This is a genomic window from Marinimicrobium alkaliphilum (genome assembly GCF_003259155.1).
In the GTDB taxonomy this organism is placed as follows: Bacteria; Pseudomonadota; Gammaproteobacteria; order Pseudomonadales; family Cellvibrionaceae; genus Marinimicrobium_A; species Marinimicrobium_A alkaliphilum.
In genome coordinates this window covers 319,064-344,172 of record NZ_QGMQ01000003.1, presented here as the reverse complement: position 1 = coordinate 344,172, position 25,109 = coordinate 319,064, and the positions used below count along the sequence as shown (strand labels likewise).

27 protein-coding genes are annotated in these 25,109 nt (G+C 59.3%); 14 read left to right on the top strand and 13 right to left on the bottom strand.

Translation table 11 applies throughout. The features are described 5' to 3' along the window. The first annotated feature begins 17 nt into the window (after positions 1 to 17). Both DKW72_RS07080 and DKW72_RS07075 read left to right on the top strand, forming a co-directional pair. A complete protein-coding gene (locus DKW72_RS07080; protein WP_111641631.1) occupies positions 18 to 2,660 on the top strand; it encodes an RHS repeat domain-containing protein in 2,643 nt (880 codons plus the stop codon). 2 nt (positions 2,661 to 2,662) lie between these two features. After that, positions 2,663 to 3,178: a hypothetical protein gene (locus tag DKW72_RS07075; protein WP_111641630.1), complete on the top strand. Its 516-nt coding sequence runs from the start codon at positions 2,663 to 2,665 to the stop codon at positions 3,176 to 3,178. A 102-nt stretch (positions 3,179 to 3,280) separates the two neighbouring features. On the opposite strand, the gene DKW72_RS07070 is transcribed toward DKW72_RS07075, so the two are convergent. After that, positions 3,281 to 3,511: a SymE family type I addiction module toxin gene (locus tag DKW72_RS07070; RefSeq protein ID WP_111641629.1), complete on the bottom strand. Its 231-nt coding sequence runs from the start codon at positions 3,509 to 3,511 to the stop codon at positions 3,281 to 3,283. A gap of 88 nt (positions 3,512 to 3,599) precedes the next feature. After that, on the bottom strand, positions 3,600 to 3,992 hold the full coding sequence (locus tag DKW72_RS07065) for a helix-turn-helix domain-containing protein (protein WP_111641628.1): 393 nt from the start codon (positions 3,990 to 3,992) through the stop codon (positions 3,600 to 3,602). Positions 3,993 to 4,015: 23 nt separating this feature from the next. On the opposite strand from DKW72_RS07065, the gene DKW72_RS16355 reads away from it, so the two are divergent. The 6 genes from DKW72_RS16355 (at position 4,016) to trmB (ending at position 7,556) form a co-directional block, all read left to right on the top strand. After that, the gene (locus DKW72_RS16355) at positions 4,016 to 4,156 is read left to right on the top strand and encodes a hypothetical protein (RefSeq protein WP_157960422.1); all 141 of its coding nucleotides are present in this window, start codon (positions 4,016 to 4,018) and stop codon (positions 4,154 to 4,156) included. Positions 4,157 to 4,434: 278 nt separating this feature from the next. Beyond that, positions 4,435 to 5,010, top strand: coding sequence for an RHS repeat-associated core domain-containing protein (locus tag DKW72_RS16680; protein WP_269777884.1), 576 nt, complete (start codon positions 4,435 to 4,437; stop codon positions 5,008 to 5,010). Continuing rightward, positions 5,007 to 5,507: a hypothetical protein gene (locus DKW72_RS07055; protein WP_111641627.1), complete on the top strand. Its 501-nt coding sequence runs from the start codon at positions 5,007 to 5,009 to the stop codon at positions 5,505 to 5,507. Before DKW72_RS16680 ends, DKW72_RS07055 begins: the two co-directional genes overlap by 4 nt. 63 nt (positions 5,508 to 5,570) lie before the next feature. Then, positions 5,571 to 5,738, top strand: a complete 168-nt coding sequence (locus tag DKW72_RS07050) for a type II toxin-antitoxin system RelE/ParE family toxin (protein ID WP_198411251.1) — start codon at positions 5,571 to 5,573, stop codon at positions 5,736 to 5,738. A 152-nt stretch (positions 5,739 to 5,890) separates the two neighbouring features. Continuing rightward, positions 5,891 to 6,754: an RNA polymerase sigma factor RpoH gene (rpoH, locus tag DKW72_RS07045; RefSeq protein ID WP_111641626.1), complete on the top strand. Its 864-nt coding sequence runs from the start codon at positions 5,891 to 5,893 to the stop codon at positions 6,752 to 6,754. Between the two features lie 118 nt (positions 6,755 to 6,872). Next, on the top strand, positions 6,873 to 7,556 hold the full coding sequence (gene trmB, locus DKW72_RS07040; protein WP_111641715.1) for a tRNA (guanosine(46)-N7)-methyltransferase TrmB: 684 nt from the start codon (positions 6,873 to 6,875) through the stop codon (positions 7,554 to 7,556). Here the strand turns inward: trmB and phoR are convergent. The 4 genes from phoR to DKW72_RS07020 all read right to left on the bottom strand — a co-directional run bounded on the left by phoR (position 7,533) and on the right by DKW72_RS07020 (position 11,087). After that, positions 7,533 to 8,831: a phosphate regulon sensor histidine kinase PhoR gene (gene phoR, locus DKW72_RS07035; RefSeq protein WP_111641625.1), complete on the bottom strand. Its 1,299-nt coding sequence runs from the start codon at positions 8,829 to 8,831 to the stop codon at positions 7,533 to 7,535. The genes trmB and phoR overlap by 24 nt on opposite strands. Positions 8,832 to 8,847: 16 nt before the next feature. Next, entirely contained in the window at positions 8,848 to 9,543 is a 696-nt protein-coding gene (phoB, locus tag DKW72_RS07030) for a phosphate regulon transcriptional regulator PhoB (protein ID WP_111641624.1), read from the bottom strand. A gap of 75 nt (positions 9,544 to 9,618) precedes the next feature. Further along, on the bottom strand, positions 9,619 to 10,521 hold the full coding sequence (gene ubiA / locus DKW72_RS07025; RefSeq protein ID WP_111641623.1) for a 4-hydroxybenzoate octaprenyltransferase: 903 nt from the start codon (positions 10,519 to 10,521) through the stop codon (positions 9,619 to 9,621). Continuing rightward, on the bottom strand, positions 10,521 to 11,087 hold the full coding sequence (locus DKW72_RS07020; protein WP_111641622.1) for a chorismate--pyruvate lyase family protein: 567 nt from the start codon (positions 11,085 to 11,087) through the stop codon (positions 10,521 to 10,523). Before DKW72_RS07020 ends, ubiA begins: the two co-directional genes overlap by 1 nt. 125 nt (positions 11,088 to 11,212) lie before the next feature. Between DKW72_RS07020 and DKW72_RS07015 the strand changes: the two genes are divergently transcribed. Then, positions 11,213 to 11,500 (top strand): HU family DNA-binding protein, encoded by a 288-nt coding sequence (locus tag DKW72_RS07015; protein WP_111641621.1) that lies wholly within the window; start codon positions 11,213 to 11,215, stop codon positions 11,498 to 11,500. Continuing rightward, positions 11,497 to 12,765 (top strand): dicarboxylate/amino acid:cation symporter, encoded by a 1,269-nt coding sequence (locus DKW72_RS07010; protein ID WP_111641620.1) that lies wholly within the window; start codon positions 11,497 to 11,499, stop codon positions 12,763 to 12,765. Before DKW72_RS07015 ends, DKW72_RS07010 begins: the two co-directional genes overlap by 4 nt. Before the next feature lie 7 nt (positions 12,766 to 12,772). Here the strand turns inward: DKW72_RS07010 and DKW72_RS07005 are convergent, their stop codons facing one another. From DKW72_RS07005 to DKW72_RS06990, 4 genes are all read right to left on the bottom strand, one after another. Then, a complete protein-coding gene (locus DKW72_RS07005) occupies positions 12,773 to 13,174 on the bottom strand; it encodes an acyl-CoA thioesterase (RefSeq protein WP_111641619.1) in 402 nt (133 codons plus the stop codon). A 13-nt stretch (positions 13,175 to 13,187) separates the two neighbouring features. Beyond that, the gene (locus DKW72_RS07000) at positions 13,188 to 14,588 is read right to left on the bottom strand and encodes an aminoacyl-tRNA deacylase and HDOD domain-containing protein (protein ID WP_111641618.1); all 1,401 of its coding nucleotides are present in this window, start codon (positions 14,586 to 14,588) and stop codon (positions 13,188 to 13,190) included. Positions 14,589 to 14,723: 135 nt separating this feature from the next. Next, entirely contained in the window at positions 14,724 to 16,814 is a 2,091-nt protein-coding gene (gene recG / locus DKW72_RS06995) for an ATP-dependent DNA helicase RecG (RefSeq protein ID WP_111641714.1), read from the bottom strand. Between the two features lie 12 nt (positions 16,815 to 16,826). Next, positions 16,827 to 17,750 carry a hydrogen peroxide-inducible genes activator gene (locus tag DKW72_RS06990; protein ID WP_111641617.1) on the bottom strand — a complete coding sequence of 308 codons (924 nt, stop codon included), beginning with the start codon at positions 17,748 to 17,750 and terminating at the stop codon, positions 16,827 to 16,829. Positions 17,751 to 17,817: 67 nt separating this feature from the next. Here DKW72_RS06990 and DKW72_RS06985 point away from each other — a divergent pair, with 67 nt between their 5' ends. After that, the gene (locus DKW72_RS06985) at positions 17,818 to 18,669 is read left to right on the top strand and encodes an SDR family oxidoreductase (RefSeq protein WP_232522341.1); all 852 of its coding nucleotides are present in this window, start codon (positions 17,818 to 17,820) and stop codon (positions 18,667 to 18,669) included. A 64-nt stretch (positions 18,670 to 18,733) separates the two neighbouring features. On the opposite strand, the gene rpmG is transcribed toward DKW72_RS06985, so the two are convergent. The 3 genes from rpmG to radC form a co-directional block, all read right to left on the bottom strand. Then, a complete protein-coding gene (gene rpmG / locus DKW72_RS06980) occupies positions 18,734 to 18,889 on the bottom strand; it encodes a 50S ribosomal protein L33 (protein ID WP_111641615.1) in 156 nt (51 codons plus the stop codon). Positions 18,890 to 18,920: 31 nt separating this feature from the next. Continuing rightward, a complete protein-coding gene (gene rpmB / locus DKW72_RS06975) occupies positions 18,921 to 19,157 on the bottom strand; it encodes a 50S ribosomal protein L28 (RefSeq protein WP_111641614.1) in 237 nt (78 codons plus the stop codon). 516 nt (positions 19,158 to 19,673) lie between these two features. Continuing rightward, the gene (gene radC, locus DKW72_RS06970) at positions 19,674 to 20,348 is read right to left on the bottom strand and encodes a RadC family protein (protein WP_111641613.1); all 675 of its coding nucleotides are present in this window, start codon (positions 20,346 to 20,348) and stop codon (positions 19,674 to 19,676) included. A gap of 116 nt (positions 20,349 to 20,464) precedes the next feature. Between radC and coaBC the strand changes: the two genes are divergently transcribed. Genes coaBC through argB form a run of 3 tightly spaced genes read left to right on the top strand, consistent with a single transcriptional unit; the run spans position 20,465 to position 25,051 of the window. Further along, positions 20,465 to 21,676 carry a bifunctional phosphopantothenoylcysteine decarboxylase/phosphopantothenate--cysteine ligase CoaBC gene (coaBC, locus tag DKW72_RS06965; protein ID WP_111641612.1) on the top strand — a complete coding sequence of 404 codons (1,212 nt, stop codon included), beginning with the start codon at positions 20,465 to 20,467 and terminating at the stop codon, positions 21,674 to 21,676. 15 nt (positions 21,677 to 21,691) lie between these two features. Further along, positions 21,692 to 24,127, top strand: a complete 2,436-nt coding sequence (locus DKW72_RS16570) for a phosphomannomutase/phosphoglucomutase (protein WP_111641611.1) — start codon at positions 21,692 to 21,694, stop codon at positions 24,125 to 24,127. Between the two features lie 18 nt (positions 24,128 to 24,145). Then, the gene (gene argB / locus DKW72_RS06955) at positions 24,146 to 25,051 is read left to right on the top strand and encodes an acetylglutamate kinase (protein ID WP_111641610.1); all 906 of its coding nucleotides are present in this window, start codon (positions 24,146 to 24,148) and stop codon (positions 25,049 to 25,051) included. The last annotated feature ends 58 nt before the right edge of the window (positions 25,052 to 25,109 follow it).

Here is a 25,109-nt window from a genome sequence, read left to right as displayed (position 1 = left end):
CAGAAGGACCTGCTCTCATGACACACCATTTACTACTCCGGGCTTTAAGATATCTGGCGATTGCCTCAATAGGCGCTTTCGTCTGCATAAGTGCTTTGGCGGCGCAGTTGGAAATACCTCATACTACGGTCATGCGCTACGACCTTGCCGGCCACCTGACCGGCGTTATTCGGCCTGATCCCGACGGCGACGGCTCTCTCGGTTACCCCGCGACGCGAAACACGTACAACGACTACGGACTCCTGATCAAGGTGGAGACGGGCACACTGGCAGCCTGGCAGGATGACGCCATTGTCCCTTCCGAATGGCAGGGCTTCACTGTCCACCAGGCGGAGGTTTACCAGTACGACGGGCTCAACCGGAAAACCATCGAAGCGGTACTCAACACCCAAGGCACAACGGAAAGTCTGGTTCAGTACAATTACGACCAACACCACCGTGTCAACTGTAAGGCGCAACGACTCAGCGCCTATTTGGAACCCGTCCATTACTACGACTCTCTGCCGGACGCGTGTACACGCCAGAACAGTCCCTTTGGTCCTGACCGCATCACTCAATACACATACAACCAATGGGATCTGATAAAGACCGAGCGGCGCGCGGTGGACACCGATCTAGAACAGATATATGTGGCCAACACCTACCTAGGCGCGCGACTGAAAACCCAGACAGATGCCAATGGCAACCAGACGGAACTGACTTACCAGAACGGTCGGTTGCACCGCCGCTACTACCCGTCCAAAACCCTAAGCCTAGGCCAATCCCCCACCAATCCGGGGGCGGTCAATTACGACGATTTTAATGAGTACCAGTATGACCTGAACGGCAACGTCGAGGTGGAGATCAAGCGTAATAAAATCGTGGTCACCCATACAATCGATGCTCAGAACCGTGTTACCCGGAGAAGCTACTCCAGCGACATGCCGGATGTGCATTACGGCTACAATCTCCAAGGACTGTCGTTGTACGCCCGTTTCAATTCGAGTGCCGGCCCCGGCATCACAAACAGTTTCGACGGTTTTGGCAACCTGCTTAGCTCCGAGAACAATTTGGGCAGTTTGACCCGTGCGATCACTTATGCCTATGACAACAACGGTAACCGCACGCATATAACACACCCAGGCTCCACGGCGACGTTTTCCTACCGATTTGACGCACTGAACCGGATGATCAGCGTTCACGAGCAGGAAAGTACTAATCCAGCCATCCTCACCGTCGTATACAACGACCGCGCCCGGCGTGAGGCTTTGCAACGCCCCAACGGGGCCACTACCGGCTATGAGTACGACAGCGCGGGCCGACTTCTGAGTTTTAGCCAGGATCTGGCTGGCAGTGCCGACGACCTGACCAACACCTTCGGCTACAACCCGGTCGGCCAGATCACCGCTATTAATTACAGTAACGGCCAGTACCGCCACGCCGGCAATGGCAATCGCGCCGGCATTTATATACCCAACGGCCTCAATCAGTACACTCAGGTCAACGACGTTCCTATGGATTATGACGACAACGGTAACCTTGTTGTCGATGGCGCCCGTAGTTACATCTACGATGATGAAAACCGCCTGACCGAAATCACGGATTCCAGCGCCACTGGTGCCGTAAACGCGACGTTCACCTATGATCCACTGGGGCGACTGTTCGAAGTGGTCATCAATGGGGAGCGCCGCCAGTTTCTCTACGACGGCGATGCTCTGATTGCCGAATACACCAGTGGCACCGCCACTGCCCCAGTTCGGCGTTACGTTCACGGCGATCAGGTCGATGAGCCCCTGATGGAGTACCACGGCAGCAGCCTAGGCGCCAGTGCCCGACGGTACCTGCACACTAACCACCAGGGCAGCATCATCGCCCATACCAACCAGAGCGGCAGTGCCGTGGCCAAGCTGTCCTATGACGCCTACGGTATACCGGGGGATGGCAACGTTGGGCGCTTTGCGTATACTGGTCAAATCTGGTTTGAGGAGCTGGGGTTATACCACTATAAGGCTCGGATGTACTCGCCGACGCTGGGGCGGTTCTTGCAAACCGATCCGATTGGGTATGAAGATCAGATGAATCTGTATGCCTACGTGCATAATGATCCGCTGAACTACACAGATCCGACCGGTAAGGTTAGCGCTGCCGCCGGTCATCTCGAGGGCTGGAAGCGGCATTCCAACCAAGAGATAATGGAGAGAGAAGATTTACAAGAAATTCGGCGCCAGGGAGATATGGGCACGATTATCGGTTCCGGCGTGGTTGTCGCTGGTGCGGCGGTTGTCGCATGCAATGCTAGCGCGGTTTGTGCTGCTGCGGCGACGGTTGCTACTGGGACTAGTCGTGGTAATACAACAAGCGGAGCTAGGGGCCTTGAAACGCGGGGTGTTAGGCCTGCTCCTGGTGAAAGAACCATTCAAGGGCAAGTTGATGCTGCTACTCAAGCTGGTAACCCTACGGTTCAACGTGGAGGGCAAGATCTAGTTCGCTTAAGATCACGAGGGCATGGTCAGACTGAAGCAACAGCTACACCTCAGAATGCTAGGCATGTGACGCCAGAAGGGCGAGTATTTACTGGTAAAGGGCCTGACAGGGCTGTTACACCCAGAGATATTCGTGAGCTTTATAAAGCTCAGACCGGTCAGGGGACAAGCACAACGCGTACAAGGTCAGGAAGGTAGATATGAGCACTACTATTGGTATTGGCTATTCAACTATTGATGATAGTGAAATTTATCCTGAGCTAAAACTCATAGCTGAAAAATTTGGTTATGGCCTTTTGAATGGCGTTGAACACTCTGAGTCCAACGTTCGTTCTGGGCTAGAAATTATGCAAAAAAATGAAAACTGGATGAATGTACTTTTTTTGCAGTTCCCCATAGATGATGACATTGGTTTGGCTTTTGGCATACATGAAGAGTTGACTGCTTTCGAGGTGAGCGGTGATCGCCCCAAGTTTTTTGATTTTCTCGCTGAGGTTTCACGGCTCGCATCTCAAAAATGTAAAAAGCTCGGATTTTTCTTCGCGGGGGAGTGGCTTGAAGGTGATCGAGTTCGGTATAGCTATGGAAATATTGATCGTTTGATAACTCTATTATCGTTGCCTGGTAATTGGGGAATTAGATACATGATTCCACAGACAGGGCGACTGCAAGACTCTGATGAAATACCTTTCACCTTCGACTTGAATTTGAAATGAGGAGAAGAACTAAAAGGTTGAGCTCAAAAAGAGAGGACGAAAAAGGGGACGTATTTAATTAATCAAAAAGCCCAGCCGCTAAACCCGGCTGGGCTTTTTCCGTTAAGCGCCGATCTCTTCCGCCGTCAACACCAAACACCCCTCCATCACTCTGACGGTCACCGGCACATCAATCCCAAAACCGGCCTTATCGAGCCAATGCCCCCTCAGTTGCAGCCAGGGCACCCTGGCCTGAGACCGGTCCTTGCGCCGGTAGTCGTAGAACTTCTGCCCCATCTTGATCCGCCGGGTATGACACACCGGCGCCGCTTGCGTACACTTGGCTGTAGCCATGGTAAACCTCCTATGCAGGTTTGCTGTGGTTAGCAGACCCAGGGTGTTGGCGCACCCTGGGTCTGCGTCTTTAAAAGCGTCTCTCTTCTCAGGAAGCCTGCTGTTGCTTGATCAAGGCTTCCAACATCTCCGTAAAAAACTTCTGCTTGCCCTTGGGCATGGAGTTGATCTGTTCCATCTGCCGTTGCAGTGTCGAAGCGGGGCCTCGCTTGGCCGGTAAGGGCTGGATACCCACCAACTGCTCCAGGGGCACGGAAAACAGCCGTGACAGCGTGGGCAGCATCGACGCTGGAATCTTCCGCGACCCGGACTCATAGGCCGCGATAAGCTGTTGTGAAATTCCCAGCGTCTCGGCCAACTGGGTTTGAGTCCAATTGAGTTCCTTGCGTAGTTTTGCCACCCGCTGGCCGAGTTGCTTAAAAAATACCTTGTCGTCTTGGGTCATCTGTTCATCCAACAAACTGTATGTGAGCGTTGGCATAGCATAACCCCGGTTTTGCGGTTGTGGTGTTTATGGCTGCCGAACTCGCGAACCAACTGCAACGCACCGGTCGTACCGGCGCCAGCACCGGTGAGCGGATCGCGGCGGCGTTCGTCCTCAACCGGATGGACTACCTGCCCGCCAACTACCGGGATGTCGTCTAGGCGTGGGAGCGCCTGGACGACTGGCAGCGGTACGTCAAAGATGTCAAAGCGCATTACATGCACTTGATCGAGGGGCAATAGCCCCTCTTTAGCCGCCTTCGGGCGGCTGTTACAGGGGCGCTTATCGGCGCCCCAGAACCCGCAGCTAAGCAAAAAAGTGCGTCGGGGCCTGTAACTTGCTAAAGTACCCGCTGCACCGGGGTGTGCGCTCTTTAAGTGATTGATTGCGTTGGGGTTATCGGCGGATATAGCTGCGACGGCACGTAGGCGGACGGTTCTTGCAAACCGATCCGATCTTTTATGAAGATCAGATGAATCTTTATGCTTATGTGCATAATGATCCGTTGAGTTTTGTTGACCCGACCGGGGAACATTCGTACTTGGTTAGTAGGCCTTTAGACTTTCCAGTGCCAGCGAATCATAACTTTATTGTGACTAACGCAGAATATTTGGGAGATCGTAACGCTACGATATACTCCTATGGGGATGTAGGAAATGGCCAAATGGGTCGAGTAAACGATGACACGACTGGCTTGTCTTTCGGTACGCATGAAACCGACAGGAGCGCTTGGCTAGATTTGAGTAATGAAGGATCCGGTATAACGTTTCGAGAAATCAATGCATCAGATTCACGCGTTGATGGTTTGGCGAGAGGACTAGTTCAGGGTCAGAGGTATAGCCTTATTCCGGCTGCGAGACGGCGTGCTACAAATAGCAATAGTGCTGCGGGTGCAATTGCAAATGCAGCGGACGGAGGGCCTTCAGAGGTCGACAGCGGCCGGCCACAGTTTGGCAGCGGCCAAGCAGATCGGGTTCCGATTATGCATAATTTCCTTCGGGAAGAAGATCGATGAAGGCGCCGCGCGGGCACTTGTTCGTCGAGCATCAAAACAAGCAGAGGTTCACAATGAGGGTAGCGTTTGTCTCGATTATTCTATTTTCTGGATTGCAAGTGTTTCTCTTGTTTTTGGCTGGCTTTGTCTATTTTTGGATTAAATACGAGGATGAAGTCACTGCCAGCGGAGAATCGCTAGGCTTTGTAATCGGAGAGAGCAAGGAAGACGTGTACAGCAAAGTGTTTGCTAACTTGGCAGCACTAAGTGGTAAGCGGGAGGAAATATTTATTTCCATAGAAGTGGATAGTAACTTGAGTCCTAAGGTGGGCGTCGATGAGGGTTTTCAGGTTCTGATGCAGACATATATGCACCCCGTGGGCACAAAAGAATTTATGGAAAAGGATGTATGGAAGTTCTATTTGAACGCCTCCCGATTCAATGTCGTAAAGCTGACATTTTGTAATGATAAGCTATGTGAGATCTATCGGCATAGAAAGGTATTTGAGATTCCTTAATTAGAGCAGCCCCAGTCTCGCCATCGACGTGGTGCTGAAGTTGGTTGACTCGGCTATCTGATCTTGCCGGCACATCCGGGCGCCGGTCGACTTGGCCGGCCCAAGGGCACGCGCGAACGGGTGATCGACGGGCTGCCGTTTATCGTGGTGTACCGGCAAGACTACGCCCAGAACCAACGCCAAATTCTGCGGGTGCCACATGACGCGCAGCAACGGCCGGTGGCGGACTGAACGGTTGCGCCAACCCACTGATTTCCCAGCAAATTACCGCGCCAGGCAGGAACTTTTGGCCTATTGGCAGTCTAAGGCCAGTAGTGCTAAACTCCAATGTCGTTTGGGGCTAGCCCCAAAGACCCAAATTCAATGCGAGGTAGGTAACACAGATGAGCACAAGCACCAGCTTGCAGCCGCTCGGGAACCTGAGTCCCGGGGGCAACCTCAATGCCTACGTCCAGGCCGTCAGCGGCATCGCTGTCCTGTCCCAGGAAGAAGAGCAGCGACTGGCCGAGGACCTGTACTACAACGGCAATCTCGACGCCGCCCGGCAACTGGTTATGGCGCATCTGCGCTTTGTGGTTCATATCGCCCGCTCCTACAACGGCTACGGCCTGCAGATGGGCGATCTGGTCCAGGAGGGCAATGTCGGCCTGATGAAGGCGGTCAAGCGCTTCAACCCGGAGAAGGGTGTGCGCCTGGTGTCCTTTGCCGTGCACTGGATCAAGGCCGAGATTCACGAATTCATTCTGCGCAACTGGCGCATCGTCAAGGTGGCGACCACCAAGGCCCAGCGCAAACTGTTCTTCAACCTGCGCGGCGCCAAGAAGCGTCTGGCCTGGCTGACCAACGATGAGGCCAAGGCAGTGGCCGAGGACCTCAATGTTGAAGTCAAACACGTGCGTGAAATGGAAGGGCGGCTGTCGTCTTACGATGCCACCTTCGATGCCGGCGAAAACGATGATGACGACAGCAGCTATGTCGCGCCTGCCCACTACCTGGAAGACAAGCGCTACGACCCGGCAGTTCAGCTCGAAGCGTCCAACTGGGAAGAAACCAATGTCAATGGCCTGGAAAGCGCCCTGGAGCAGCTGGACGAGCGCAGCCGCACCATCCTGCAGCGCCGCTGGTTGAGCGACAGCAAGGCGACCCTGCATGATCTGGCGGCCGAGTACGGTATCTCCGCTGAGCGTGTGCGCCAGTTGGAGAAAAATGCCATGAACAAAATCAAGACCATGATGCTGGCGGCCTGACCGGGCGTGCCAGCCAGTCATCGATTCGCAAGCCGCGCACCCGCGCGGCTTTTTATTTATCCCCCAGCCAAACCGCGAGACTACCGACCCGCCCATGTCCGACGCCGAAACCTTTGAGATCAAACCCGAATACAAGCCCAAAGCCATCCGCAGCTATGTGATTCGCGCCGGGCGCATGACCGTGGGCCAGAAAAAGGCCTTTGACCGCTGGTGGCCGGGCTATGGCCTGAGCCTGTTTGACGGTGCCATCGATCCGGTTGCGCTGTTTGGGCGCGAGGCACCGCTGGTGCTGGAAATCGGTTTCGGGATGGGGGCGTCACTGCTGGAGATGGCCCTACAGGAGCCGGACAAGGATTTTATCGGTATTGAGGTGCACCCGCCGGGCGTGGGGCGACTGATCAACGATGCCGGGAAGGCCGAGGTCACCAATCTCAAGGTGTATATGGCGGATGCCATGGATGTGCTCGAAGACTGTATCCCCGATGCCAGTATTGATCGTCTGCAGCTGTACTTCCCGGACCCCTGGCACAAGAAAAAGCACCACAAGCGGCGCATCGTCCAGCCGGAATTTGTGCAGGCGCTGCGGCCCAAACTCAAGCCCGGTGGCGTCTTCCACATGGCCACCGACTGGGAAAATTACGCCGAGCATATGCTCGAGGTCCTGGCCGTGGCGCCGGGCTATGAGAATACCGTCGCCGACTATGCCGAACGCCCCCCCTACCGCCCGATCACCAAGTTCGAGCAGCGCGGCGAGCGCCTGGGGCATGGAGTCTGGGATCTAGTTTTTCGCCGAATCGACTGACTCGGGCGGGGTAAAGACGCAGGTAAAGGTGCTGCCCTTGCCCACTTCGCTGTCGATCTGGAGCTCGGCGTCGTGGCGCAGCAGCACGTGCTTGACGATCGCCAGCCCCAGGCCGGTGCCGCCGGTACCACTGTTACGACTGGATTCGATCCGGTAAAAGCGCTGGGTCAGTTGCGGAATGTGTTTGCGTTCAAACCCCGGCCCGTTATCCGTCACTGAAAAACACACCCGATCCCGTTCCCGCCACAGCTTGAGACGAATCTCTCCCTCGGCCTGGGTGTATTTGATCGCATTTACCACCAGATTGGAAAAGGCGCTGTGCAGCTCTTTCTCGCTACCCATCAGGGTGATATCGGGCATGCACTCACAGCTGATACGCTGTTGTTTGTCGCCCGCGAGCACCAGGGCCTCGTTGCGAATACGTTCGATCAGCGGCCCCAGGGCAACCTTCTGTTGGTTGAGGCCCACCTCGGTGGTTTCCAGTTTCGACAGGGTGGTCAGGTCATTGACCAGCAGGTTCATGCGCTGGGCCTGCTGGAGCATCTGCTGCATGGGTTTGTCCCATTCCGCACCCAGTGCCCGACTGTCGTCCAGGGTTTCCAGGTAGCCTTTGAGTACGGTCAGCGGCGTGCGCAATTCGTGGGAGACGTTGGCGATAAAGTTCTGGCGCATCTGCTCCAGGTTATACAGACGGGTGACATCGCGCACCAGCACCAGGCGCTCGCTGCGGCCGAAATAGGTGATATGAAATTGCAGCTGCTTGGCGTTAAAGCGCGGCGAGGGCAGATCCAGCGGATCGCTGTAATCCCCGCCCTCAAAGTACTCCACAAAGCGCGGGTGGCGAATGAAATTGAGGATCGGTTGATTGCGGTCGCTGACCTTGAAGCCCAGCAGGCGCTGGGCGGCGGGGTTCCACCAATCCAGGTAGCCGCGCCGATCGAGCACGATCACGCCGTCGCGCAGGGCTGAGGTGCTTTCCTGGACCCGGCTGATGACCGCTTCAAGGTTCTGTTTTTCATAGCGCTGCAAACGCTGCAGGCCGTAGACGTTGTCGAAGACTTCGCCCCACAGGCCGCTGGCTTCGGGTGGATCTTCGTCGTGTTTGCGCAGCAGCCACTGGTTCAGGCGGCGCATCTGCCAGAGCATCCAGCACAGGTAGAACACCATGCCCGCCACCAGGGTATAGCCCAGGTGGCCGATAATCAGCCCGATAATGACGCAGACGGCCCCGTAGAGCCCGAGGCGGCGCAGCTCGGCGCCAAATCCTTGCAACAAGGTGATCGCCCTTTTGTTAGCCGGCTTTGGTGGAGAAACGGTAACCGGTGCCGCGCACAGTTTGAACCAGGTTCTCGTGGTTGTCGATGGTGAGCGCCTTGCGCAAGCGGCGGATGTGGACATCCACGGTGCGCTCTTCCACATAGACGTTGCCGCCCCAGACCTGATCCAGCAACTGGCCGCGGGTGTAGGCGCGCTCCTGGTGGGTCAGGAAAAATTCCAGCAGGCGGTATTCCGTGGGGCCCATATCGACCGGGCGGTCGTTGATGGTGACCCGGTGACTGGCCGGGTCAAGGCACAGACCGTTGACGACGATGGCCTGACCGCCACTCTGGGGGTCGGTGCGCCGGAGTACGGCCTTCAGGCGTGCCACCAGTTCGCGCGGGGAAAAAGGTTTGGTGATGTAATCATCGGCGCCCACTTCCAGACCCTGGACCTTGTTGTCCTCCTCGGTCTTGGCGGTGAGCATGATGATGGGAATTTCGGCGGTGAGTTCGTCTTTTTTCAGGCGCCGGGCCAGCTCGATGCCGCTGGTGCCGGGCATCATCCAGTCCAGCAGGATCAGATCCGGCTGAACATCCACCACCAGGCTCATGGCCTCTTGGGCGTTGCCGGCTTCGTGCACTTCGTAGTCGGCCATCTCCAGTGCGACGCGCAGCATATCGCGGATGGTAAATTCGTCGTCGACGACCAGGATTTTGCGGTTACTCATGAGTGACACCCTGTTCACACGGTAGAATAAAGACATCTGTCAGTGTGTCTATTTAACGTACCGGGTGTTACAGATTTATGACAGCCCCCGGATCATCAGATCCCCGGCAATCCCGAGAAACACCACGCAGCCCACCCAATTATTGTTCAAAAAGGCTTTGAAGCAGGCTTTGCGCTCACGGTAGCGGATCAGCCACTGCTGGTAGCCGAAGAGCGCGGCAGCCACCACCAGGCTCAGATGGTAGATCCAGCCCAGGTCAAAGTGACCGCCCACCATCAGCAGTGCCCAGAGCGTCATGACCTGAAGCATCCCGGTCATCACCCGGTCGTATTCACCGAACAGGATGGCGGTGGATTTGACGCCCAGGGGAATGTCGTCTTCCCGGTCGACCATGGCGTAAAAGGTGTCGTAGACCACGGTCCAGAGCACCACACCCACATAGATCAGCCACACTTCTTCCCCCAGGCTGCCGCGCTGGGCGGCAAAGGCCATGGGAATGGCCCAGGCAAAGGCCGCACCCAGGACCACTTGAGGCAAATGGGTGTAGCGCTTCATAAAGGGATAACAGAAAGCCAGTGCAACGCCGCCGAAGGACAGGTAAACCGTAAAGGGGTTGGTGAACAGCACCAGCAGGAAAGCACACAGGCACAAGCCGATGAAGAGTGCGAGCGCCTCCCTGGTGCTGACCTTGCCGGTGGTCAGCGGCCGGTCTCGGGTGCGTTTGACGTGACGGTCGATGTTGCGGTCGGCAAAGTCGTTAATCACACAGCCGGCGGCGCGCATCAAAAACACGCCCAGGACAAAAATCACCAGCAGATGCAGGTCGGGCAGGCCGCCCGCCGCCAGCCACAGGGCCCAGAGCGTGGGCCAGAGCAGCAACAGGGTGCCGATGGGCCGATTGACGCGCATCAGTTGCAGGTACAGGTTGGCGCGTTCGCGCCAGGGGGCTTGCGCCGGATGTGTCCGCTGTCGGTTCATCATTGATCCTGAATGCGTCGAGTAAAGGCGTCGAGAAACACTTCGCTTACCATCAGTGGCCGTTGGTACAGCCAGAAGACCGAACGTCGCCCCCAGAGGGGTTCCTGGCCTTGCAGCGCCGTCGGGACATAGCCTTGACCGGGTCCCATGGCGCTGATTTCGATGGGGCCGCGAACCAGGTTCGGCTGACTGAACAGTAGCGCTCCGAGGGGTTGGTTGTCCAGATGGCGCAGGCGGCGCAGCGGTCCGGTCAGGCTTGCCAGGGGCAGAACGCTGCGGGCGAAGACCCAGGGCTCGTTGTTGCCGTAAAGCACCACCTCGCGGATAACCGCCAGTCGGCGCGGTGCCATGCCCAGCAGTTTTTGCTCCGAGAGCAGCGGGTAGCCCCGGGACTGGCGCAGAATCTCGACCCGGAAGTGGCCCTGGCTCAGGGCCTGAAGTTTGGCGGTGAGCGAGCCGTGGTCGAGCAGCCAGGGGCGCAGGTGCGCCGGCATCTGCCGGTGCCGATGAGCGCCGGAATGCCAGCGCGGCTGGGTGTGCTCAGGGGAATGTGCGTGGGCCAACAAAACACTGTCCTTCGCCGGGATAAAGCGGGCATTCTATCAGCTTCGGTGCGGTGCGGCTCTTTACCCGCCCTGCCCGGCTTGGTTTAATGGCCGCGCATGGTTAATAACAACATCGAGGATAACCCATGAATAAAACCGAACTGGTCGCGGCTGTGGCCGAAGCCGCGGAGCTGACGGCCAACCAGGCGGACGATGCTGTCGCCGCCGCCATCGAGCAATTGACCGGCGCCCTCAGCCGGGGCGACGAGGTGGCGCTGGTGGGCTTCGGAAGGTTCAGCGTGCGCGCCCGCGCCGCGCGCACCGGGCGCAGCCCGCAAACCGGCGCCAGCATCGCGATCGCCGCCAGCAATCAGGTGGTGTTCAAGCCCGGTAAGGGCCTCAAGGATGCGGTCAACACCGGGGTCAGCGCATGAGTCTGACCAAGCGTATCCTGCTCGCCATGGCCCTGGGTGTGGCGGTGGGCATTGTGCTCAATCTGACCATCAGCACCGATGCCGAAGGCCGACCCGACGCGGGGCTCGGGCAGTGGTTACAGCTGTTTCTGGTGGATGGCCTGTTCGATGGTATCGGGCAGATTTTTGTCAAATCCCTGCAGTTGCTGGTGGTGCCTCTGGTATTTGTGTCGCTGGTATGCGGCAGCGCCGCGCTCGGTAATCACACCCGCATGGGCAGCATCGCCCTCAAAACCATCCTGCTCTACATGATGACCACCGGCCTGGCCATCACCCTGGCGCTGACGGCAGGGACGCTGATCAAGCCGGGCGAAGGTATTGAGCTGCAGGCGGACACGTCATTTGAAGTCAGTGATGCGCCCAGCCTGAAAGAGACCCTCGTGGGCATTTTCCCGAGCAACCCGGTGGCAGCGATGGCGGAAGGCAATATGCTGCAGGTTATCGTGTTCTCGCTGCTGCTTGGTATTGCGATATCCCGCAGTGGTGAAGCCGCCAGAGCCATCCTGGATTTTTTCCAGAACCTCAACGACGTGGTCATGAAGATGGTGCTGTTGCTGATGCAGCTGGCGCCCTACGGGGTTTTCTGTCTGCTTGCGCGTTTGTTTGCGGATCTGGGTCTGGGGGCGGTGCTGGATCTGGCCTGGTATTTCTTTACCGTGCTCTTTGTGCTGTTGCTGCACGGTCTCGGGGTCTACAGTCTGTTGTTCAAATTCTTCACCCGGCTCAGCCCGTTGATGTTTCTGAGCAAGATGCGCGCGGTGATGGTGTTCGGCTTCAGTACCGCCTCGAGCAACGCCACCCTGCCGGTGACTTTGCGCACGGTGGAAAATGATCTCGGGGTGGACAATAAAGTCGCGTCTTTCAGTGTGCCTTTGGGGGCCACTATCAATATGGACGGTACGGCGATCATGCAGGGCGTGGCCACGGCTTTTATCGCCCAGGCTTACGGAATCGACATCGGTTGGACCGGCTACCTGCTGGTGGTGCTGACCGCCACATTGGCCTCGGTGGGCACCGCAGGCGTGCCCGGCGTGGGGATGATCACCCTGGCGATGGTCTTGCAGCAGGTGGGCCTGCCGGTGGAGGGGGTCGCACTGATTATCGGGGTCGACCGACTGCTGGATATGGTGCGCACCTCGGTGAACATTACCGGTGATGCGATGGTGTCCAGTGTCGTGGCCAACAGTGAGGGGTTGCTTGACCGGGAGCGTTTCGAGCAGCGTTGAGACGATCCTAAAACCAGGCTCTGACCGCGTCGGGCAGGGCCTGGGATTTGCCTTCGGCATCCACCCAGACCACTTTTGAGTGGGCGCGGGCGACGGGCTTGCCCGGCGCTTTCTCGCTGAAAATATCGAATTCGATCAGAAAGCTGGAGCGCCCCGGCTCGCTCAGGTAGCAGTCGATGCGCAGGGTGTCCGGATGGAATACCGGGGCATAGAAGGTACACCCGACGGTGACCACCACCGGGTAGCTGGCCGGTGAAATCTGAATGCCTTTGGCGGTCAGCAACTGGAAGCGGACTTCCTCGCAGTAGCGCAGGTACAGGGTGTTATTGACGTGGCCAAAAGCGTCCATATCACCCCAGCGTACCGGAATGTCGTAGCTGAAGATGGGGTCCTGATCGTCCCTCGCCATCCCTACCCCCCGATCAGCTGCCGCCGATCTGCCGGGCAATTTCGCCCAGTTCGTCGACCGACTCCATGACATTGAGCACGGCTGAACGGGCCTTGTCGGGCTCGAGGCCGAGGGATTTGAGCAGCGGCGCGGGGACGTCCAGCTTGGGTCCGGGCAGCAGTCCTTCCTGGGCGAGCAGGCGGCGGGCGACAAAAATCAATTTAGCGTACAGGTGGTGTTCGCCATCGTAGGCGGGATTGTTCTGGTGGCGCAGGGCCTGCACCACTTCCTCGGGCATCGACCAGAGCGACATCAGGGTGCTCGCCAGTTGCTCGCGGGTGATCCCGATCAGGTGTCGCTCAATGGGTTGGTGGGACAGGTGCGGGTTGGCCTCGGCCAGCCGGCAGTATTGCTCGAAGTAGGGCGGAAAGACTTCCGAGAGCACCAGATAGCCAAAATTGTGCAGCAGCCCGGCCAGGTAAGCCATACCGAAGCTCGGCCGCTGTTCGCGCGGAATGGCGCTGACCAGACCCTCGACCGTGGCGGCGACATAGACCGACTGTTCCCAGTAGCTGGGGGAACCCTCCGGGTCCTGCTTGGGCAGGGACAGGGTTTTCCCCAGCGCCAGACCCAGCGCCAGGTTGAGTACCATGTCGTAGCCGAGCACGCGCACAATGGCGTCGTGGATGGAGCGGATTTTGCCCGGGGCGGAATAGTAGGGCGAGGATGCCCAACTCACCACCTGGGCGGCCAGGCTGGGGTCGGTCTCGACGATCTGTGCCAGGTCGCTGACGTCGGCGTTGGGGTTGACCCGCAGAGTGACAATCTTCTGGGCGGTGTCGGTCAGGGGTGGCAGTTCAAGGGTTTCTTCGAGCCGTTGGCGCACACGCCGTTCGGTGAAGTGGCGCACGGCGCCGAGGATCTGTTCGCTGTCGTTTTGGGGCGGTGCGTCCTGCTCCAGCGGTGCCAGCGGTTGCGCGATATCGCAGATCATCGCGTCCGCCAGGACCTGTTCGAAATCTTTTCGGCTCAGGGTGATCAACTGTTCGTCGTCGCCGGATTCGAGCAGCAGCTGCTGTTTGTCGAGCAGGCGTTTGTCCACCAGGGTCGGGAAACCGCCGATTTTGGGAATGGCCGGCACGCGGCTGACGGAATGCAGCGTGCAAAACTGTTTCAACTGATCCGGGGAAGCGGCTTTGAGGTTACGCTCCAGGCGCCGGTTCACGGCCGCCAGGTCGAGCAGGGAGTCGGCGCTGATCAGCACCTGAATCTGGCCGATTTCGTCGCCGAGAATCATCGAAGTCACCGCGCCGCAGTCGCGCATATACTGCTCGTGGCCAACGGGCAGGTTGTTCAGGCCCTTGGGCGCAGGGGCTAGCTGGTAGCTGATCTGCTGCGCGTTTAGCAACGACTCGATACTATTGGGTATGGGCACAAATGACTCCTGTTATTGTTCCGCTATTTTGTTCCGCTAAATTCCTTAGCCTAGTTTCGGTTAAGTGCCTATCTCAATCAAGGATAGACGCAAAAATAACATTTGTGAATATTGCGTCTGCAATTTAGAGGTGCTTTAAACCTGAAGGTAGCGTTGCTTTTCGCCGAGCCAGCGCTCAATGATGTTTGCACATAAATCGGGATGGTTGTGAAGCAGTTGATGCGCACCCTGCTTGACGCTGTCCAGCAGCTCGGCGTCGCGCTGCAGGTCGGCAATGCGAAAGGCCATTTCGCCGGTTTGGCGGGTGCCGAGTACCTCGCCCGGGCCGCGTAGCTCGAGGTCTTTTTCCGCGATCACAAAACCGTCGCTGCTGTCGCGCATGGCGGTCAGTCGCTCGCGGCTGGTTTGGGACAAGGGCGACCCGTACAGTAACACACAGTGGCTGGCAGTGGCGCCTCGTCCTACCCGTCCGCGCAGCTGGTGCAGCTGCGCCAGACCCAAACGCTCCGGGTTTTCGATGATCATCAGGCTGGCGTTGGGTACATCCACACCCACTTCGATAACGGTGGTGGCCACCAGCAGATCAATGTCACCGCGCTTGAAGGCGGCCATGGTTGCTTCTTTGTCTTTGGGTTTGAGGCGCCCGTGCACCAGCCCGACATTCAGTTCGCCCAGGGCCAGCGCCAGTTGTTCGGCGGTGTCTTCGGCCGCCTGAGCCGAGAGGGTTTCCGACTCCTCGATCAGGGTGCAGACCCAGTAGGCCTGACGCCCCTCGGCGCAGGCCGCACGCACCCGCTCCACCACCTGGGCCCGGCGCTGTTCACTGATCACCACGGTGGTAACCGGCGTGCGCCCCGGCGGCAGTTCATCGATTACCGAGGTATCCAGATCCGCGTAGGCGCTCATGGCGAGGGTGCGCGGAATGGGGGTGGCGGTCATGATCAACTGGTGCGGCCGCACGCTCCCCTGGCTGCCTTTCTGGCGCAGTGACAGGCGCTGGTGGACCCCGAAGCGGTGTTGTTCGTCGATCACAATCAGCGCCAGATCCTTGAACTCGACCCCCTCCTGAAAGAGCGCGTGGGTGCCCACCACCACCTGGGCTTCGCCGCTGGCGATCAGGGCCAGCTGATCGCGCCGGCGCGCGGCCGTGAGCCGACCGGTAAGCCAACCCACTGTGATCCCAAGGGGCGTAAACCATTGGCTGAAATTTTGCCGGTGCTGTTCGGCGAGGATTTCGGTGGGCGCCATGATCGCGGCCTGCCGACCACTGGCGACCGCCGCCAGGGCTGCCAGGGCCGCCACCACAGTCTTGCCTGACCCGACATCACCTTGCACCAGGCGGAGCATCGGGATGGGTTGGGCAATGTCCTGTGCAATTTCATGTACCACCCGCTCTTGGGCACCGGTGAGTGCAAACCCGAGCCTGGTCTTGAAGCGCTCCACCAGGTCGCCCGCCAGTGTCAAAGTGGGCGCGCCATCGGACTGAACCTGACGGCGCAACAACAACAGGCTCAGGTGGTGCGCGAGCAGTTCCTCAAACGCCAGGCGTTGCTGGTAGGGGTGGTTGCCGTCCATCAGCGCCGCCACCGGGGCGTCGGCCGGCGGCGCATGCAGGTAGCGCAGGGCGTCCGCGAGGGGCACCTGATCGAGCTGTTCGCGCAGGGCGTCGGGCAGCAGTTCGGTGGGCGGATGTTTTTGCAGATAGCCGAGAGCCTGTGCCAGCAGGCCCCGCAAGCGCTGCTGGGTCAGGCCCTCGGTGGCCGGATACACCGGCGTCAGCGTTTCCTGCAGCGGTGCGGGGCGGGTGCTGTCGATGACCTCGTATTCGGGGTGATAGAGTTCGAGTCCCGAGGCGCCGCGCCTGGCTTCGCCGTAGCAGCGCAGTTCTCCCGCCTCCTCAAGTCGCTGCTTCTGGACACCGGAAAAATGGTAGAAGCGCAGGGTGATCAGGCCGGTGTGGTCCTGCAGGCGCACCACCAGGCTACGGCGTTTGCCAAAGACAATGTCGGCGCCGCGTACCTCCCCTTGAACCACGGCGGTGACTCCCGGTTGCAGGGCGCCGATGGGGGTGATTCGAGTGCGGTCGACATAGCGCAGGGGGAGATGGAAGAGCAGGTCCTGAAGGCTGCGGATACCCAGTTTTTCAAGTTTGCCGGCCAGCTGGCCGCCCACCCCTTTGAGGGTGGTGACCGGTAGCTGATCCAGCGATGGCGCGTCCTGGGTGATCACGGGAACGGATTAACCGGGATAATCTTTTTTACGGCAGGTATTAATGGCTTCGCGCAGGGCATCGACGGCCTTGTGACGAGGAAAGCTGGCGCGCCAGGCGAGGGCCACAGTGCGGCTTGGGGCCGGGTCGGAAAAGGGGCGGGTGGTCAGGACTTCGGGCATATAGGCGGAATTGCCCGCAGCAGACTGGGGCAGGATGGTAATCCCCAGGCCCGAGGCCACCATATGGCGCAGCGTCTCCAGGGAGCTGCCCTCGGCGGCGGTCTGAACGCGCTCGCCGTGTTCATCGCGCTGGTTGTTGAGGTGGGTGCAGGTATCCAGGACCTGATCGCGGAAGCAGTGGCCCTCGCCCAGTAGCAGGACGTCTTCGTCTTCCAGATCCTTGGGATCTATGCGCTCCTTGGCGGTGAGCGGGTGGGTGCTGGGCAGCAAGACCACGAAAGGCTCTTCGTACAGGGCTTGGGTCACCACATCGGGCTCAGAAAAGGGCAGCGCAATGATGATCACATCCAGCTCACCCTTGCGCAGTTTCTGACGTAGGGTGGCGGTATAGCTTTCTTCCACATAGAGCGGCATTTTTTGGGCTTTTCTCTGCAGCTCGGGGATAAAATGCGGCAATAGATAGGGCCCGATGGTGAAGATGGCGCCGACCCGGAGGGGGCTGCTGAGCTGGTCCTTACCTTCATTGGCAATTTCCTTGATGGCTGCCGTCTGCTCCAGCACCAACTGGGCCTGGGTGACGATCTTCTCACCCAGGGGCGTCGCGCTTACCCGGGATTTGGAACGCTCGAACAGGGCCACACCCAGCTCTTCCTCGAGTTTTTTGACCGCAATACTCAAGGTCGGCTGGCTCACATAGCAGCGTTCGGCGGCGCGGCCAAAGTGCTGTTCTTGAGCCAGGGTTACGATGTAGCGCAGTTCTGTTAAGGTCATGATCCGTGATCTCGGCGTGGGGTGTGACAGCCCCCAAGTTTGCCCTGTTATGAGGAAGGACGCAAAGGTGAATAGCGAAAAACTATTGATTGTAGGGTGTGGAGACATCGGCCGGCGGCTGGCCGCCGCGCTGCCCGCACCGGCGTATACGGTAACCGGCCTGCGGCGCCGTCCCCCGGCGCCGACTGACGCGCTGACGTATATCGCCGGTGACGCCAGACGGGAGTCGGACCTGGCCCAGGCGCTGATACCCGGTGTCGACTGGGTGGTGGTGACACCGACGCCGGATGGATCCGGCGATGAAGGCTATCGCCGAGGCTATGTGGAAAGCGCAGGTGCGCTGGTGTCGGCGCTCAAGGCGGCGCCTCGGGCGCCAAGGCTGCTGGTGTGGGTCTCCAGCACCGGTGTTTACGGCGCAGCCGGGGACGAGGACGACTGGGTCGATGAGCAGACGCCGCCTGAACCCACGCGCGATACGGCCCGGAGACTGCTGGAGGCGGAAGACGTCATCCGCGCCAGCGGCCTGCCCCACTGCATCGTGCGCCCGAGCGGTATTTACGGCCCCGGACGGGACCGCTTGCAGACTCTGGTACGCCAGGGCCGGGCGACCCTGTCCCGGGCCTGGACCAACCGCATCCACGCCGACGACGTGGCCGGCGCCATCGCCCATCTGATTCAACGGCAGTGCCGGGGGGAGCCGGTAGAGTCACTGTATGTGCTGAGCGATTGTGAGCCTGCGCCCATGGCGGAGGTGGTCGCCTGGTTGGCCACCCAGATGGGTGTGGATCAGGCGTGCTTTGCGCCGGATCAGGGGCGCACCAACAAGCGCTGCTCAAACCGGCGCTTGCTCGAGAGCGGCTTCCGGTTCCGCTATCCGAATTATCGGGCAGGCTACACAGCGCTTCTGGCGGAGTACTGAGCGACCTAAACGAAAAAACCCGGCCAGAGCCGGGTTTTTTTATGCACTACCAAGTCGCCGAGGCTTACTTGATTTTGCCTTCTTTGTACATCACGTGCTTGCGAGCAACGGGATCAAATTTTTTGATTTCCATTTTCTCGGGCATGGTGCGCTTGTTTTTGTCGGTCGTGTAGAAGTGACCGGTACCGGCGCTTGAGTTCAAACGGATTTTATCACGCATGATCGTATCTCCTGGGTTGTCGGGTTAGCGCTTAGACTTTTTCGCCGCGCGAACGCAGCTCAGTCAGTACGACATCGATGCCGCGCTTGTCGATCACGCGCATGCCTTTGGAGGAAACGCGCAGTTTTACAAAGCGCTTTTCAGACTCTACCCAGAAGCGGTGAGAGTGCAGATTGGGCAAAAAACGACGTTTGGTGTGGTTTTTTGCGTGGGAAACGTTATTACCGGTAATCGGGCGCTTGCCGGTTACCTGACATACCTTAGACATTGTCTCGCCTCGTCAATACTTTGTAGTGCTGCGCTGCAGCGTTTAACGCTTGCCAGCCCAGCACGGGATCTAGCAGCCATTGGGTTCCAGTCAGCGACCCGAAAATGGGACATTTCGCGCCTCACAGAGGGCGCACGGAAATTCCCGGTCGCGAAGAGCCGCGTTTTATACCAAAACAGGGCTCCAATAGCAATGTTTTCTGGCGCTTTTTTGGCCTGTTTCGCCGCTTTCACCGAGGTGGCAGGGTTGAGGGCTAGGCTTTCAAGACACGCTGCAAGTACATCCCTGTACGCTCGAAAGCGCTAGTCCCGCGGCTTACGGTCTTGAAAGCCCGGCCCTCAACCCTTTCGCGGCGACACCGCTCTTCGGTTAGCACGAGCCGAGGTCGGGGATACCTGTGCGGGACCGTCTGCCGCCTGGACGGCGGCAGTCGAGCCCCCAGGGACGGGTTTACGGCGTGTCCCGCACAGGTATCCCCGACCTCGGCGTCTGTCGGACTGCGAGTTTGGGTCGCACTTAAATCCAGCCTTTTTCAGCGAAGGAGGCCACTTCCGTGTCGCCGACCACCATGTGGTCGAGGACCCGCACGCCCACCAGGTCCAGGGCCTGTTGCAGGCGCTCGGTGATGCGCCGGTCGGCGCCGCTGGGCTCGGCGACGCCCGACGGGTGGTTGTGGGCGAGAATCACGGCGGCGGCGTTGCGGGCCAGGGCGCGCTTGACCACTTCCCGGGGGTAGACGCTGGCGCCGTCGATGGTGCCCTGGAACAGCTCTTCGTAGGCCAGGAGCCGGTGGCGATTGTCTAGAAAGAGCACGGAAAAGACTTCGTGGGGCAGGTGTCGCAGTTGGGCGCGCAGGTACTGGCGCACCAGGTCCGGGCTGGTGAGGGACTCGCCCTCGGTGAGCCCGGCGGAGAGGTGGCGTCGGGCCATCTCCAGTACCGCCTGGAGTTGGGCGTACTTGGCGCTGCCCAGACCCTGTCCGGCGCAGAAGGCATCCTGGTCGGCCTCCAGTAGGGGGCGCAGGCCGCCGAAGGTGTGCAGCAGCTCGCGCGCCAGATCGACGGCGGATTTACCGGCACAGCCGGTGCGCAGGAAAATGGCGAGCAGTTCGGCGTCAGACAGGGTGGCGGGGCCGCGGGTGAGCAGTTTTTCTCGAGGGCGCTCGGCCTCGGGCCATTGGGCGATGGACATAAAACCTCCTTGTAGATGATAGCGTCGGGCATTCCTTGAACCGGTTGGGTGCGTCAGGCACCGCTTGGGTGGTATCTTATCGCCTTTGGAGTCGGTTTGCTGGGGCAAAAGTGTCGATGAGTTCACTGTTTAACAAACGCATCCTGTTGGGGGTGACCGGTGGTATTGCCGCTTATAAAAGCGCCGAGCTGATTCGGCGCCTGCAGGACGCCGGCGCCCAGGTGCGGGTGGTGATGACGCCCGCCGCGCAGGAGTTCATTACGCCTCTGACGCTACAGGCACTGTCGGGGCACCCGGTGCATGCGGACCTACTCGACCCAGCGGCGGAGGCCGCCATGGGCCACATTGAATTGGCGCGCTGGGCGGATTTGGTGTTGGTGGCGCCGGCGAGTGCGGATGTCATCGCCCGCCTGACCCAGGGGCAGGGCGACGACCTGCTGACCACGATCTGCTTGGCCACGGCCGCGCCAATCGCGCTGGCCCCGGCGATGAATCAGGGGATGTGGCGCAATCAGGCGACTCAGGACAATATCGCGACCCTCGCGGGGCGTGGCGTTCATCTGTTCGGGCCGGCCGAAGGCAGTCAGGCCTGTGGCGATGTCGGCCCGGGGCGTATGCTCGAGGTGCAGGACCTGGTCGCCGCGGCGGCCGGGCTCTTTGACACCGGTGCTCTGGCGGGAAAAACGGTGGTGATTACCGCAGGACCGACCCGGGAGGCTATCGACCCGGTGCGTTATTTGAGTAACCACAGCTCTGGGAAAATGGGTTATGCGCTGGCGCAGGCGGCACTGGAAGCCGGTGCCAAGGTGATTCTGATCAGTGGGCCGGTGGCTCTGCCCGCGCCTGAGCGGGTGACACTGATTCCCGTGACCAGCGCCCAGGAAATGTATGATGCGGCGCTCGCCTGCGCGTCGAGTGCCGATGTATTTATCGCGGCGGCGGCGGTCGCGGACTACCGCCCGGCGTCGGTGGCAGAGCACAAGCTGAAAAAGACGGCGGGCATCGACACCCTGACCTTGACCCTGGTTAAGAATCCGGACATCGTTGCGAGTGTCGCCGCCTTGCCCGAGCGCCCCTGCGTGGTGGGGTTCGCGGCGGAAAGCGAGTTGCTGCTGGCGCACGCCCGAGCCAAGCGCGAGCACAAGCGCCTGGACGCCATTGTGGCGAATGACATCAGTACCGAGGGCATCGGCTTTAACAGCGACGACAACGCGGTGATTTTTATCAGCGACGCCGGAGAAGAGTATCTGGCGCAGCGCAGCAAATCCCAATTGGCCCGGGATCTTATCGGGCTCATTGCACAGCATCTGATGACAACGACGGCATAAGAAGGAAGAGGGACTTTGAACAAGAAAATTCTGCCCCTGTTGATTGCTTTGGTCGTGGTCGCCAACGCGCTACTTGCGTGGCACCTGCGGTCCTCCCTCGTCGACGACGTGACCGAAGAGCGGCTGGCCCAGCAGCAGGCGCTGGAGCTGCGTGCCCGCGTCAATGCCCTGCGCCACTACCTCGACGAGACTGAAGGCCAGATGACAGCGGCGTTGGCGCTGGCTGATCCGAGCGGCTTGGAAACACCGGACGCGCGCGAGGTGCTGGCACGGTCTATTGCCGAGCAGTTTCCCAACCCACTCGCGGTGCGACTGATCCCCTTGGGCAGTGCAGTCCAGGAGCGCGATCACGCGGTGCCGATTCGTTTTGCCGAGCTGGATCTGATTCGCCGCGCCGAGCGCAGCGAACCGACGCCCCCGGAAATGGTTCGGGTGGGCGATCAATGGTTTCTCCATTGGGCGCGGCCACTGCCTTCGAACGACGATGCCGAACCCTGGGGCACGCTGCTGGTCACCCTCGATCGCGGCGAGCTCCAGCAGCATGTTTCCCGGTTCGACAGTCGGCGCGGTCAGACCCGCTTGATTCAGCGATTTCCGGGCACCCACCCTTTGTTGTTATTGCAGGACGGTAACGCCGCCGATGAGGCGGGCACGTCCGAAGCTGCCCTTGCCGACAGCTACTGGGTGGTGACCTTCACGCCCTCCCCGCTGTTCTTGCAGGAAGTCCGGGAGCCGCCCCAGATCCTTCTGATCATTGTCGGCAGCAGCACGCTGCTGAGTCTGCTGCTGGTGTGGGTGGGTTACCGCCTGGCGGGTCGGCGTTACGCCGTGCCCAAAGCCGGTGCTAAAAGCCCTGCCGGCAAGCGACAAGGCCCGGCCAAGGCGGACACGCAGGCCACTGAATCGCGTAAGCCTGAAGCGTCCGACCGAGCGTCGCCCGAGCGGTTGACGAGCACTATGTATCAGGATCAGGACATTCTCGATATCGCTATGGCGGATGAGGATCAGGATCTCCTCGGGATGGATGAACCGATGCGCCGGCCCAAGCCGCCGGTAGCGGATGAGGGCGCCAGTGTCCGCGTGCCCGGGCATATTTTCCGCTCCTATGATATCCGCGGCATCGTCGGTACCGACCTGACCCTGGGGCTGGCCCATCAGGTCGGCCAGGCGCTTGGCAGTGCCGCGCTTGACCTGGGTGAAAGCGCCATGCTTGTCGCCCGCGACGCCCGGATTCACAGCCCGGATTTGTGTCGGGAGCTGATGGAGGGGATCGTCAGCACCGGCTGCAACGTGATTGATATCGGTGTTGTGCCCACGCCCGTGCTCTATTTCGCGACCTATCACGAATCCGATACCAGCAGCGGCGTGATGGTGACCGCCAGCCACAACCCGGCGGATTACAACGGCTTTAAAATGGTGATCGGCGGGAACACCCTGTCTGACGAGGAGGTGCAGGGGGTGCGCGAGCGCATTGAGCATCAGCGGTTCCGCCAGGGCAAAGGCACAGTCCGCGAGCGCAACATGGTGTCCGCTTACATCGATCGCATCGTGTCCGATATCGCCCCGGCGGATGAGTTGACCCTGGTGGTGGACGCGGGCAACGCCGTTACCGGTACCGTGGCACCTAAACTGTTTGAAGCGCTGGGCTGCCGGGTGGTGCCGTTGTTTTGCGAGCTCGACGGCAACTTCCCGAATCATGAGCCGGACCCGACCCGGGACGAAAATCTCACGGCACTCAAGGCCAAGGTGGCAGAAACCGGCGCGGATTTGGGTGTTGCTTTCGATGGTGATGGCGATCGCCTGGTGGTGGTTACCGGGCGCGGCGAGGTGATCTGGCCAGATCAGCTGCTGATGCTCTTTGCCCGGGATGTGCTCACCCGTCACCCGGGCGCCGACGTCCTTTACGATGTAAAATGCTCGCGCCAGTTGGCCGAGGTGGTCACCAGCTACGGTGGTCGGCCGATCATGTGGAAAACCGGTCATTCGCCCATGAAAGCCAAGATGATCGAGACCGGTGCACTCATTGGTGGTGAATACTCCGGACATATTTTCATCAAAGATCGTTGGTACGGTTTTGATGACGGGCTCTACGCCATGGCCCGGCTACTCGACATTCTGGTGCTTCGGGACCAGACTGCCGACGAAGTGTTCGAGAGCTTCCCGCGTCTTCCCTCAACCCCGGAAATAAAAATTGCCGTAGCCGACGAGCGCAAGTTCGACCTGGTGCATGCGCTTGCGGCCCAAGGCCAATTTCCCGGTGGTGAAGTGACGCGCATCGACGGCGTGCGCGTGGATTTCTCCGTCGGTTGGGGGTTGGTAAGGGCCTCCAATACGTCGCCGGCACTGACCTTGCGGTTCGAGGCGACAAGCGAAGCCGCGCTCGAAAAAATTAAACAGTTGTTCAAGCGCGAACTGCTCAAGGTCGCGCCCGAGCTCTCCATTGATTTGTAATTTGCAGGAATAAACCCTATGTCTTTAAGTCGCGATGCGGCCATGAATGTCGCCCAGGTGCTTACCGAAGCTCTGCCCTATATCCAGCACTTCACCGGGAAAACCATTGTGGTGAAATTTGGCGGCAACGCCATGGTGGATGAAAAACTGCAAAACAGTTTTGCCCGCGACATTGTCCTTATGAAGTTGGTGGGTATGAATCCGGTCGTGGTTCACGGTGGCGGTCCGCAAATCGGTGATCTGCTCGGTCGCCTGAATATTCAGTCGGAATTTATTAACGGAATGCGCGTGACAGATAGCGCCACCATGGATGTGGTGGAGATGGTGCTGGGCGGTACGGTGAACAAACAGATCGTCAGCCTGATCAATCGCAACGGCGGTCATGCCATCGGTCTGACCGGCAAAGACGGTCAGCTGATTCGTGCGAAAAAACTGAAAGTCACCCAAAAATCGCCGGACCTGCAGGCCACAGAAATCATCGATATCGGTCATGTGGGCGAGGTTGACCGCATCAACACCTCGGTGATTAACATGTTGATCAACAGCGACTGTATTCCCGTCATTGCGCCGATTGGTGTGGGCGAAGACGGTGCTTCCTACAACATCAATGCGGATCTGGTTGCGGGTAAAATGGCGGAAGTGCTGCAGGCGGAAAAGCTGATGCTGCTCACCAACGTGGCGGGCCTGCAGGATAAAGAAGGCAAAGTGCTGACCGGTTTGAGTACCGCGCAAGTGGATGCCTTAATTGAAGACGGCACCATTTATGGGGGAATGTTGCCAAAAATTGCTTGTGCCCTGGATGCGGTCAAAGCCGGCGTGACCAGCGCCCATATTATCGACGGTCGCGTCAATCATGCGGTGCTGCTGGAGATCTTTACCGACGCCGGTGTGGGTACATTGATTACCAATCACATGCCGACCTGATACCGTTAGGCACTTTTTGCTGGTTGCTCAACGGTTACATCTGGTAGCATAGACTGAA